Origin of the sequence: Mycobacterium sp. 852002-51057_SCH5723018 (genome assembly GCF_001667035.1) — a bacterium.
GTDB lineage: Bacteria > Actinomycetota > Actinomycetes > Mycobacteriales > Mycobacteriaceae > Mycobacterium.
In genome coordinates this window covers 31083-43135 of the sequence record NZ_LZIR01000112.1, presented here as the reverse complement: position 1 = coordinate 43135, position 12053 = coordinate 31083, and the positions used below count along the sequence as shown (strand labels likewise).

General features: G+C 67.6%; 10 protein-coding genes, 1 tRNA gene and 1 pseudogene. 8 read left to right on the top strand and 4 right to left on the bottom strand.

All coding sequences use genetic code 11. The features are described 5' to 3' along the window. Positions 1-211 (bottom strand): annotated as a pseudogene (locus A5764_RS23260) (MCE-family protein MCE1A); the annotation flags it as partial. Positions 212-299: 88 nt separating this feature from the next. Further along, on the bottom strand, positions 300-551 hold the full coding sequence (locus A5764_RS23255) for a YdeI/OmpD-associated family protein (RefSeq protein ID WP_369807361.1): 252 nt from the start codon (positions 549-551) through the stop codon (positions 300-302). A 53-nt stretch (positions 552-604) separates the two neighbouring features. Between A5764_RS23255 and A5764_RS23250 the strand changes: the two genes are divergently transcribed. Next, a complete protein-coding gene (locus tag A5764_RS23250) occupies positions 605-958 on the top strand; it encodes a VOC family protein (RefSeq protein ID WP_067117853.1) in 354 nt (117 codons plus the stop codon). A 119-nt stretch (positions 959-1077) separates the two neighbouring features. On the opposite strand, the gene A5764_RS23245 is transcribed toward A5764_RS23250, so the two are convergent. Beyond that, positions 1078-1163 (bottom strand) — tRNA-Leu (locus A5764_RS23245). 254 nt (positions 1164-1417) lie between these two features. Between A5764_RS23245 and A5764_RS23240 the strand changes: the two genes are divergently transcribed. The 7 genes from A5764_RS23240 to pknB all read left to right on the top strand — a co-directional run bounded on the left by A5764_RS23240 (position 1418) and on the right by pknB (position 11337). Continuing rightward, a complete protein-coding gene (locus A5764_RS23240) occupies positions 1418-3100 on the top strand; it encodes a DUF3662 and FHA domain-containing protein (protein WP_067117850.1) in 1683 nt (560 codons plus the stop codon). Positions 3101-3222: 122 nt separating this feature from the next. After that, positions 3223-3690 (top strand): FHA domain-containing protein, encoded by a 468-nt coding sequence (locus A5764_RS23235; protein ID WP_067117847.1) that lies wholly within the window; start codon positions 3223-3225, stop codon positions 3688-3690. Between the two features lie 64 nt (positions 3691-3754). Then, on the top strand, positions 3755-5266 hold the full coding sequence (locus tag A5764_RS23230; protein ID WP_067117868.1) for a PP2C family serine/threonine-protein phosphatase: 1512 nt from the start codon (positions 3755-3757) through the stop codon (positions 5264-5266). Further along, on the top strand, positions 5263-6672 hold the full coding sequence (locus A5764_RS23225; RefSeq protein ID WP_067117844.1) for an FtsW/RodA/SpoVE family cell cycle protein: 1410 nt from the start codon (positions 5263-5265) through the stop codon (positions 6670-6672). Before A5764_RS23230 ends, A5764_RS23225 begins: the two co-directional genes overlap by 4 nt. After that, entirely contained in the window at positions 6669-8144 is a 1476-nt protein-coding gene (gene pbpA, locus A5764_RS23220; protein WP_067117841.1) for a D,D-transpeptidase PbpA, read from the top strand. The genes A5764_RS23225 and pbpA overlap by 4 nt, the downstream gene beginning before the upstream one ends. Continuing rightward, positions 8141-9460, top strand: coding sequence for a serine/threonine-protein kinase (locus A5764_RS23215; RefSeq protein ID WP_067117838.1), 1320 nt, complete (start codon positions 8141-8143; stop codon positions 9458-9460). The genes pbpA and A5764_RS23215 overlap by 4 nt, the downstream gene beginning before the upstream one ends. Then, positions 9457-11337 carry a Stk1 family PASTA domain-containing Ser/Thr kinase gene (gene pknB, locus A5764_RS23210; protein WP_067117835.1) on the top strand — a complete coding sequence of 627 codons (1881 nt, stop codon included), beginning with the start codon at positions 9457-9459 and terminating at the stop codon, positions 11335-11337. Before A5764_RS23215 ends, pknB begins: the two co-directional genes overlap by 4 nt. Here the strand turns inward: pknB and A5764_RS23205 are convergent. After that, positions 11315-12016 (bottom strand): aminodeoxychorismate/anthranilate synthase component II, encoded by a 702-nt coding sequence (locus A5764_RS23205; protein ID WP_067117832.1) that lies wholly within the window; start codon positions 12014-12016, stop codon positions 11315-11317. The genes pknB and A5764_RS23205 overlap by 23 nt on opposite strands. Positions 12017-12053 lie beyond the last annotated feature (37 nt).

The window sequence follows — 12053 nt, the reverse complement described above, 5'->3', positions numbered from 1 at the left end:
TCTCCACCCCGTTATAGGTGACCTTCGACCCCGGATCCATCACCAACCCGGCCCGCGACGCCACCATCGTCAACTTCACCTTCGGCGTGAAGCCACCCCGGAACTGCACGTACACCAACACCAGAATCACCGCACACACCAGCAGCACGGCGTAGGTGATCAATCTGTACGGCGGGGTGCGGGCAGAATTGAACTGCACAGGCGACGACATGGCCTCTACACCGTAAGTCGGACAGGCGAACCCCACAATTCCTACGGCGCGTGACATACACCTCGCTGGGGGAGAGCGCGCCCCGCGCTTATCCGGCGGTGCGCTCGCGGTGCTTGCAGCCCGGCCAGCAACAGGGCCGTCGCTTGCCTTCCTCCAGCTCCTCCTGGGTTCGGCGGATGCGGCGCTTTCGGGTCGTCTCTTGTTTGGCGTCTTCCACCCAACAGATGAACTCGTTGCGCGCCAAGGGCGTGATGTCTTTCCACGCAGCCAGTGCCGTGGAATTGGCGGTCAGCGCTTCGCACAAATCGGCGGGCAGCTGGTGGACGACCCCGCCGGGCATTCGCTCGTTGCTCACGGAGCTAGGGTAAGGCGACCCGGCCGCGGGAGGCAGCAGTGAGCGAACACGAAATACGGATGATCGTCTTGTCGACCGACGACCTGGACGAATCGATACGGTTCTACAGCGAGACCCTCGGGATGCCGCTGAAGTTTCGCGACGGAGCCCATTTTGCGGCCCTCGACGGCGGCCCGGTCACCGTCGCGCTCGCGACAGCGGTCGACCATCCCATACACGGCCAAGTCGTGGTCGGTATCAAGACCGCTGACGTCGACGCCGCGGCGAAGGCTGTCGAGGCCAGCGGTGGTGGCATCGTGCAAGGCCCCTACAACGATGCACACGAACGGCGCGCCGTGGTCTACGACAACAAGGGCAACGGCTTGGTTTTCTATAGCCCGTTGCCGCGCTGAAAGCTGTGCCGCAACACCGACATTCGGTCTGAGGCATACCGGCTCGCTTCGAGTGGTGCCTCCCGCGCGATGCGCATGTGAGCGACGTGGCCATGGCCGTGGGCTCGAAGAACCGCTCTTGGTGGGCGAAGGGGGACTTGAACCCCCACGTCCCGAAGGACACTGGCACCTGAAGCCAGCGCGTCTGCCATTCCGCCACTCGCCCGGACGAACAACCGATGGACCATACCACTCTAATGGCCCTGCGCCGCAATCGCCTCGGAGGCTTCCGCGGGCCGTTCCCGCCCGAAGCACGCCTCCGGCCCAGGCCTCTGACCTGCATCGATGCGATTCTCAGAATTCCGTAGGTGCCGCAGCGTCGCGGTGTCCCGATAACATGCTGGGGTGATACGACACGCGGGCGGCTCGTTTGCCTCGCGCCCGCGACACACCACGACAACTGCGGGCGAGCGCTGAAAGATGGGTAGCCAAAAGGGGCTCGTTCAGCGCATCGAGCGCAAGCTCGAGGCGACGGTCGACAACGCGTTCGCCCGGGTATTCGGGGGATCGATCGTCCCCCAAGAGGTTGAAGCTCTATTGCGCCGGGAAGCCGAGGACGGTGTCCGCGCACTCCAGGGAAACCGCCTTTTGGCGCCCAACGAATACATCATTACCCTCGGTATGCACGACTTTGAGAAGGTGGGCGCTGATCCGGATCTCACGTCGAGCGCCTTCGCGAGGTACTTGACCGACTATATCTATGAACAGGGGTGGCAAACGTATGGTGATGTCGTCGTCCGGTTCGAGCGGTCGTCGAGCTTGCATACCGGCCAGTACCGCGCCCGCGGTGCTGTCAACCCCGACGTCGAGCCCCGCCCGACGGTCAACCATCCGCTCCGGCCACAATCAAATCACGCGTTCGGCGCAGAACGAGGAGTAGCAGCAATGACTGACAATTCGAGCCACCGCGGGGGTCAGGGGCAAGGTCGGCCCGGCGACGAGTACTACGACGACCGCTACGGGCGTCCGCAAGACGATCCGCGCGGCCCCGAACCGCAGGGCGGACCGGGCCCCCAGGGCGGCTACCCACCCGAGCAAGGCGGCTACCCACCCCAGGGCGGCTACCCACCGCCTCGCCATCCCGAGCAGGGCGGCTACCAAGGCCAAGGTGGCTACCCAGAGCAGGGCGGTTACCAGGACCAGCGCGGCGGCTACCCCGAGCAGGGTGGCTACCCGGACCAGGGTGGCTACCCGGGCCAGCGGGGCGGCTACCCCGAGCAGGGCGGCTATCAGGACCAGCGCGGCTATCAACCGCCCGGGTACCAGGAGCCGGGGCGCGGCTACCCCGACCAAGGGCAGGGCGGCTACCCGCCGCCGCCATATGAGCAGCGACCGCCTGCTGCGCCCGGCGGATACGGCGGAGAGGGATACGACCAGGGCTATCGCCCGGGCGGCGGCTACGGCGGTCCCGCCGGTGGTCAGCCCGCCGGCGGCCAGCCGGGCTACGGCGGCTACGGCGACTACGGTCGTGGGCCGGCCCGCCCGGACGAGGCTGGCTACGCCCCACCGGCCCCGCCCGAGCAGCCGCGGCCGGCCTACCCCGAGCAGGGCGGCGGTTACGACCAGGGTTATCAGCAGGGCGGGGGATACGGCCAGCAGGAGTACGGCGCCGGCGACTACACCCAATACGCCGAAAGCGTTCCCGGCGGGGGCTATGGGCCCCAAGGCGGCGGATACCCCGAAACCGCCCACCGCGACTACGAATACCAGGGGCCCGAATACGGCCAGCCGGCCGAGTACGGTCAGCCGGCCGACTACGGCCAGCCGGCGGGCGGCGGCTACGGCGGTTACGGGCAGGGCGGCTACGGAGCCGCCGGAACGTCGGTGACCCTGCAGCTCGACGACGGCAGCGGCCGCACCTACCAGCTGCGCGAGGGCTCTAATATCATCGGCCGCGGCCAGGACGCCCAGTTCCGGTTGCCCGACACCGGTGTGTCGCGCCGCCACCTGGAGATCCGCTGGGATGGGCAGGTCGCGCTGCTTTCCGACCTCAACTCCACGAACGGCACCACCGTCAACAACGCACCGGTCCAGGAGTGGCAACTGGCCGACGGCGACGTGATCCGGTTGGGCCACTCGGAGATCATCGTTCGCATTCACTGAACGCACGACCTTAAAGCTGCCGTGGCTGCGCCCCGCGTCGACCACCGTCAAAGTATCGTGACGTTGCTGTGCTCGGAGTCACGGGCGCGACAGGTGCGGCGCCAGGACGGAAAGGACGCCAGATGCAGGGACTAGTACTGCAGCTGACGCGTGCCGGATTTTTGATGTTGTTATGGGTCTTCATCTGGTCCGTCTTGCGGATATTGCGGACCGATATCTACGCACCCACCGGCGCCGTCATGGTTCGGCGCGGCCTGGCCTTGCGCGGCACGCTGCTGCCCGCGCGCCAGGAACGCGACGCCGCGCGCTACCTGGTGGTGACCGAGGGGGCGCTTACGGGCGCCCGCATCACGCTCAGCGGGCAGCCGGTGTTGATCGGACGCGCTGACGACTCGACGCTGGTGCTGACCGACGACTACGCCTCGACACGGCACGCCCGGCTATCCCAGCGCGGCTCGGAATGGTACGTCGAGGATCTAGGATCGACCAACGGCACTTACCTTGACAGGGCGAAGGTGACGACTGCGGTACGGGTCCCCATAGGAACGCCGATTCGGATCGGCAAGACGGCAATCGAGCTGCGCCCGTGACCCGCGCCGACGACGATGGTGCCGGCCCGGCAGGTTTTCGGGCCGGGATCAAGGAGTGGCGCTCGTGACCCTGGTCCTGCGATATGCCGCCCGCAGCGATCGCGGCCTGGTGCGCGCCAACAATGAAGACTCCGTCTACGCCGGCGCACGGCTATTGGCCTTGGCCGACGGCATGGGAGGTCACGCCGCCGGCGAGGTGGCGTCCCAGTTGGTGATCGCCGCGCTGGCCCACCTCGACGATGACGAGCCCGGCGGCGACCTGCTCACCAAGCTCGACGCGGCGGTGCGCGCCGGCAACTCCGCAATCGCCGCGCAGGTCGAGATGGAGCCCGACCTCGAGGGGATGGGCACCACACTGACGGCAATCCTGTTCGACGGCAACAGGATTGGGTTGGTGCACATCGGCGACTCGCGGGGCTACCTGTTGCGCGATGGCGAGCTGACCCAGATCACCAAGGACGACACGTTCGTCCAAACCTTGGTCGACGAAGGGCGGATTACGCGCGAAGAGGCGCATAGCCATCCGCAGCGTTCACTGATCATGCGGGCGCTGACCGGCCACGAGGTGGAGCCCACCCTGACCATGCGCGAGGCGCGCGCCGGCGATCGCTACCTGCTCTGCTCCGACGGGCTGTCGGACCCGGTGAGCGACGAAACCATCCTGGAGGCCTTGCAGATCCCCGATGTATCCGAGGCTGCCTATCGCCTGATCGAGTTGGCGCTGCGCGGAGGCGGCCCGGACAACGTCACCGTGGTGGTCGCCGACGTCGTCGATTACGACTACGGCCAGACCCAACCTATCCTCGCCGGCGCCGTGTCCGGTGACGACGACCAGCTGACGCTGCCCAACACCTCCGCCGGCCGCGCTTCGGCCATCAGGCCCCGTGATGATGTCGCCAAACGCGTTCCGCCACAAGAGGAGACACCGCGACAGTCGCGATGGTCGCGACGGCGGATGGCGGTCGTTGTCACGCTGGTGGTGCTGCTGGTGCTCGCCGGGCTGGGCATCGGCCGAGCCATCATCCGCAGCAACTACTACGTCGCCGAATACAACGGCATGGTGTCCATCCTGCGCGGAATCCAGGGGTCGCTGCTGGGCATGTCCCTGCACGAGCCCTATCTGATCGGCTGCCTGAACGCCCGCAACGAGCTATCACTGATCAGCTCCAGCCAGACCGGCGGTCACCTCGACTGCCGGCTGATGCAACTGCAGGATCTGCGCGCTCCCGAACGCGCCCAGGTTCAGGCCGGCCTTCCGGCCGGCACCCTGGATGACGCCATCGGGCAGTTGCGCCAACTGTCGGCCAACTCCCTACTGCCGCCATGTCCGCCGCCCCGCGCCACCTCGCCGCCCGGCCCCCAGACCCCGTCGACCACCGGCGGGACAACGGAACCCAACGTCACAGCGCCCCCGAGCTCGTCCAGCGCCACCCCGCCAGCCACCAGTTCGACCAGTGCCCCCGCAAGCACCACTCCCGCAGCGCCGGCGACCACGTCGCCCACCACTTCCCAGACGGTGACTGCGCTCCCGCCACCCCCACCGCAGCCGGGCATCGACTGCCGGGCGGTTGCATGACGACACAACTGCAGCCGCCGGTCGCGGTCACGCCTCCGCTGCCCACCCGGCGCAACGCCGAACTGCTGTTGCTGTGCTTCGCCGCACTCATCACCGTCGCGGCCTTACTCATCGTCGAAGCCAACCAGCAGCGCGGCGTGCGGTGGAACCTGGTCAGCTACGGGCTGATCTTCCTGACCGTATTCGGCGCCGCACACCTGGCCATCCGGCGTTTCGCCCCCTACACCGACCCGCTGTTGCTGCCAATTGTGGCTCTGCTCAACGGGCTTGGTTTGGTGATGATCCATCGGCTCGACCTCGTCAACAACGAACTGAGCGGCCGCCGTCATCCCAGCGCCACCCAGCAGCTGCTGTGGACCGTCGTCGGGGTGACCGCCTTCGCGCTGGTGGTCACCTTTTTGAAGGACCATCGCCAACTTGCCCGCTACGGCTACATCTGCGGGGTAGCGGGCCTGCTTTTCTTGGCGATCCCCGCGCTGCTGCCCGCCTCGCTGTCCGAGCAGAACGGCGCCAAAATCTGGATTCGCTTGCCCGGCTTCTCAATTCAGCCCGCCGAATTCTCTAAGATCTTGTTGCTGGTCTTCTTTTCGGCGGTGCTGATCGCCAAACGCGGATTGTTCACCAGCGTGGGCAAACATTTCATGGGCATGACCCTGCCCCGGCCGCGAGACCTCGCGCCGCTACTGGCGGCGTGGGTGATCTCGATCGGCGTGATGATCTTTGAAAAGGACCTTGGCACTTCACTGTTGCTTTACGCGTCGTTCCTGGTGGTCGTCTACCTCGCCACCCAACGCTTCAGCTGGGTCGTCATCGGGTTGGCGCTGTTCGCCGCAGGAAGCGTTGCCGCGTACTTCATTTTCGACCACGTCCGCCTCCGTGTGCAGATGTGGTGGGACCCGTTCTCCGATCCCGACGGCGGCGGCTATCAACTGGTGCAGGCCATGTTCAGCTTCGCCACCGGCGGCATCTTCGGCACCGGCCTCGGCAACGGCCAGCCCGACACCGTGCCGGCGGCCTCGACCGACTTCATCATCGCCGCGTTCGGCGAAGAACTCGGATTGGTCGGCCTGGCAAGCATTTTGATGCTCTACACCATCGTCATCGTCCGCGGCCTGCGCACTGCGATCGCGACGCGGGAAAGCTTCGGCAAGCTGCTGGCCGCCGGCCTGGCGTCGACCCTGGCGATCCAATTGTTCATCGTTGTCGGCGGCGTGACCCGCCTGATTCCGCTGACCGGATTGACCACACCGTGGATGTCTTACGGCGGGTCGTCACTGCTGGCGAACTACGTGTTGCTGGCTATCCTGGCGCGCATTTCGCACAGTGCCCGGCGGCCTTTGCGCACCCGGCCGCGTAAGACGTCGCCCATCGCGGCGGCCAGCACCGAGGTGATTGAGCGGGTATGAACGCCTCTCTCCGCCGGATCTCGGTGACCGTGATGGCGTTGATAGTGCTGCTTCTGCTCAACGCCACTATGACGCAGGTCTTTGCCGCTGACGGCCTGCGTGCCGACCCGCGCAACCAGCGGGTCCTGCTCGATGAGTATTCGCGCCAGCGAGGCCAGATCGTCGCGGGCGGCCAGCTGCTGGCCTACTCGGTGGCCACCGACAGCCATTTCCGTTTCCTGCGGGTCTATCCCAGCCCCGCGGTGTACGCGCCGGTGACCGGCTTCTACTCGCTGCGCTACTCCAGCTCTGGCCTGGAGCGCGCCGAGGACCCGCTGTTGAACGGGTCCGACGAGCGGCTGTTCGGGCGGCGGTTGGCCGATTTCTTCACCGGTCGCGATCCGCGCGGCGGCAACGTCGACACCACGATCGTTCCGCGGGTCCAGCAGGCCGGCTGGGACGCGATGCAACAGGGCTGCGGCGGCCCGTGCAAGGGCGCTGTCGTGGCCCTGGAGCCGTCCACCGGCAAGATCCTGGCCATGGTGTCGTCGCCGTCGTATGACCCCAATCTGCTGGCGTCGCACGACCCCGAGGTGCAGGCGCAGGCCTGGCAGCGGTGGCGCGACGACCCGGACAACCCGCTGACCAACCGCGCCATCTCCGAGACCTATCCGCCGGGTTCGACGTTCAAGGTGGTCACCACCGCGGCGGCGCTGCAGGCCGGCGCGACCGAGACCGAGCAGCTGACCGCGGCGGCCTCCATTCCGCTGCCCGGCAGCACCGCAACGCTGCAGAACTACGGCGGCACGCCATGCAGCAACGAGCCGACGGTGTCGCTCAGCGAGGCGTTCGCCAAGTCCTGTAACACCGCTTTCGTCCAGCTGGGCATCCTCACCGGAGCCGACGCGGTGCGCGCCATGGCGCACTCGTTCGGGCTGGACAGCACACCCAGCGTGATTCCGCTGCAGGTCGCGGAGTCGACCGTCGGGATCATCCCGGACGCCGCCGCACTGGGGATGTCGAGCATCGGTCAGAAGGACGTGGCGCTGACACCGCTGGAAAACGCGCAGATCGCCGCGACCATCGCCAATGGCGGGGTGACGATGCAGCCCTACCTAGTCGACAGCCTCAAGGGACCGGACCTGTCCAACATCAGCACCGCCGTGCCCTACCAACAGCGCCGCGCGGTGTCCCCGCAGGTCGCCGCTAAGCTAACAGAGCTGATGGTTGGCGCCGAGAAGGTCGCGCAGCAGAAAGGGGCCATTCCCGGCGTGCAGATCGCATCCAAGACCGGTACAGCAGAGCATGGCACCGACCCGCGCAACACTCCGCCGCACGCGTGGTACATCGCGTTCGCGCCCGCGCAGGCGCCGAAGGTTGCCGTGGCCGTGCTGGTGGAGAACGGCGGCGACCGGCTGTCCGCGACCGGCGGCGCCCTCGCCGCGCCGATCGGGCGGGCCGTGATCGAGGCCGCGCTACAGGGAGGACCATGAGCCCGCGAGTTGGTGTGACGCTGTCTGGCAGGTACCGCCTGCAGCGCCTGATCGCCACCGGTGGCATGGGTCAAGTGTGGGAGGCGGTGGACAGCCGGCTGGGCCGGCGCGTCGCGGTCAAGGTGCTCAAGCAGGAGTTCTCCCAGGACCCCGAGTTCATCGAACGGTTCCGCGCTGAGGCGCGCACCACCGCGATGCTGAACCACCCGGGAATCGCGCAGGTGCATGACTACGGCGAAAGCCAGCTGGACGGGGAGGGACGCACCGCGTACCTGGTGATGGAGCTGGTCAACGGCGAACCGCTGAACTCGGTGCTCAAACGCACCGGCCGGCTATCGCTGCGCCACGCCCTGGACATGCTCGAGCAGACCGGCCGGGCCCTTCAGGTGGCGCACGCCGCCGGCTTGGTGCACCGCGACGTCAAACCGGGCAACATCTTGATCACGCCGACCGGCCAGGTGAAGATCACCGACTTCGGTATCGCCAAGGCCGTCGACGCCGCGCCGGTGACCCAGACCGGGATGGTGATGGGCACCGCCCAGTACATCGCCCCGGAACAGGCGTTGGGCCATGACGCCACTCCCTCCAGCGACGTCTACTCGCTGGGAGTGGTTGGGTACGAAGTGGTTTCGGGTAAGAGGCCGTTCACCGGTGACGGCGCCTTGACGGTGGCGATGAAGCACATCAAGGAGCCCCCGCCGCCGCTGCCCGCCGAGCTGCCGCCCAACGTGCGCGAACTCATCGAGATCACGCTGGTCAAGAATCCGCAGATGCGCTACCGCAGCGGCGGGCCGTTCGCCGACGCCGTCGCCGCCGTGCGGGCCGGCCGCCGGCCGCCGCGACCCAGCCAGTCGCCCCCGCCCGGCCGGGCCTCGCCGGCGGCCATTCCGTCCAGCCCCCAGGCCCGGGCGCCGGTCGCGCCCAGCCGAACCACCGCGGCCCGCCGCTCCCGGCCGGCGACGGGCGGTTCCCGCGCCCCGGCCCGGCGGACCTTCTCGTCGGGTCAGCGCGCGCTGCTGTGGGCCGCCGGGGTGCTCGGAGCGCTGGCGATCATCATCGCGGTGCTCATCGTGATCAATTCCCGCGCGGACACCGAGCAGCCGGCGCCCCCGACGGTCACCGATACCGGCACCCCGCCGGCGACGGCGCCGCCGGCCAGCAAGACGCCCAGCGGAGCCGCGCCCGGGTTGCGGCTTGATTGGACGGATGGCGGGGCCATAGGGAATTCTGGACTTCAGAGCAGGCCGCCCGAACCCAGCTGGGTGAATCCCCTGACGCCCAGCCCCTCGCCGGCCCCACACGAGATACCGCGATGACCACCCCGCAGCACCTGTCCGACCGCTATGAACTCGGCGAAATCCTCGGTTTCGGGGGTATGTCCGAGGTTCATCTGGCCCGCGACGTCCGATTGCATCGTGACGTTGCGGTCAAGGTGCTGCGCGCTGACCTGGCCCGTGATCCCAGCTTCTATCTACGCTTCCGCCGCGAGGCGCAAAACGCCGCGGCCCTCAATCACCCGTCGATCGTCGCGGTGTACGACACGGGCGAGGCGGAAACCCCCACCGGTCCGCTGCCCTACATCGTCATGGAGTACGTCGAGGGCGTCACCCTGCGCGACATCGTGCACAACGACGGCCCGCTCCCGCCCCGGCGGGCCATCGAGATCATCGCCGACGCCTGCCAGGCGCTGAACTTCAGCCACCAGGCCGGCATCATCCACCGCGACGTCAAGCCGGCCAACATCATGATCAGCAACACCAACGCGGTGAAGGTGATGGACTTCGGGATCGCGCGCGCGATCGCGGACAGCGGCAACAGCGTCACCCAGACGGCGGCGGTAATCGGGACCGCCCAGTATCTGTCGCCGGAGCAGGCTCGCGGCGATCCGGTCGACGCCCGCTCGGATGTGTATTCGCTGGGCTGTGTCCTGTACGAAATCATCACGGGCGAACCACCTTTCACCGGCGATTCACCCGTCGCGGTGGCTTACCAGCACGTGCGCGAAGACCCGATCCCGCCGTCGAAGCGGCATGAGGGCATCTCCGCCGACCTTGATGCCGTCGTGCTCAAGGCGCTGGCCAAGAATCCGGACAACCGCTACCAGACCGCCGCGGAGATGCGCGCCGACCTGGTTCGGGTGCACAACGGTCAGACCCCCGAGGCGCCCAAGGTGTTCACCGACGCCGAGCGCAGCTCGCTGCTGTCGTCCGCGTCGCCGAACCTGGGGGGTTCGCGCACCGACCCGCTGCCACGCCAGCGCCTTGACGCGACGGACGGCGATCGCGCCGGTAGTTCGATCGGTCGCTGGGTGGTCGCGGTCGCCGTGCTCGCGGTGCTCACGATCGTCGTCGTCATCGCCTTCAACACGTTCGGCGGCACCACCCGCGACGTACAGGTGCCCGACATGCGCGGCCAAGTGTCCGCCGATGCCATTGCGGCACTGCAGAATCGGGGCTTCAAGACGCGCACCCTGCAGAAGCCCGACTCGACGGTTCCGCCCGACCACGTCATCAGCACCGACCCGGGTGCCAACGCTTCGGTGAGCGCCGGCGACGAGATCACCATCAACGTCTCCACCGGACCCGAGCAGCGCGAGGTGCCCGACGTCTCCTCACTGAGCTACAACGACGCCGTCAGCAAGCTCAAAGGAGCCGGGTTCAGCAAGTTCAAACAGGCCAACTCGCCGTCGAGCCCGGAAATGTTGGGCAAGGTGATCGGGACCAACCCGCCGGCCAACCAGACGTCGGCGATCACCAACGTGATTACCGTCATCGTCGGCTCCGGGCCGGAGACCAGGCAGATTCCCGACGTGGCGGGCCAGACCGTCGACATCGCGCAAAAGAACCTGACCGTCTACGGCTTCAGCAAGTTCAGCCAGGCGCAGGTGGACAGCATGCGCCCGGCCGGTGAGGTGATCGGCACGAATCCGCCCAAGGGCCAAACGGTTCCGGTGGATTCGGTGATCGAGCTGCAGGTGTCGAAAGGCAACCAATTCGTCATGCCCGACCTGTCCGGCATGTTCTGGACGGATGCCGAACCGCGGTTGCGCGCGCTGGGTTGGACCGGGTTCCTGGACAAGGGGCCCGACATCGACGCCGGTGGTTCCCAGTCCCACCGTGTGGTGTATCAGAGCCCGCCGGCGGGTTCCGCGGTCAACCGGGACGGGGTCATCACGCTGAAGTTCGGTCAGTAACCGGCGGCGCTGCGCCCGTCTCCGAAGCCGGAACATACGGTCGGACCGCGGCGCGGACCTCGTTCTCCAGCCGGCGGACCAGCGTGTCGTTGCGCGTCCACCCGCAAAAGGTCAGCCAGTTCGCCAGCATGCGATGGCCGCCTTCGGTCAGGATCGACTCGGGGTGGAACTGGACCCCGTGAATCGGCAATTCGGTGTGCCGCACGCCCATGATGACGCCGCTGCGGGTGCGGGCGGTGACCTCCAGCGCCGCCGGCAGCGACTCCGGCAGGATCGTCAGCGAGTGGTATCGGGTCGCCGTGAAGGGATCCGGAAGTCCTTGCAGCACACCGACGTTGGTGTGGAAGACGCTGCTCGTCTTGCCGTGCAGCAACTCCGGGGCGCGGTCCACGGTGGCGCCGAATGCGACGCCGATGGCCTGGTGCCCCAGGCAGACTCCCAGCAGCGGAGTGCGCTCGCCGGCACAGGCGCGGACCAGGCCGATCGACGAACCCGCGCGTTCCGGCGTGCCCGGTCCCGGGCTGAGCAGGACGCCGTCGAACTGCGTCGCGATGGCCGCCTCATCGGACAGCCGCTCGTCGTCGTTGCGCCACACGTCGGCCCCGACGCCGAGCTGGCCGAGGTACTGCACCAGGTTGAACACGAAGCTGTCGTAGTTGTCGACAACCAGGATCCGCATCGTGTCAGGTTACCGTCCGGCCGTCGGCGGGGACGCC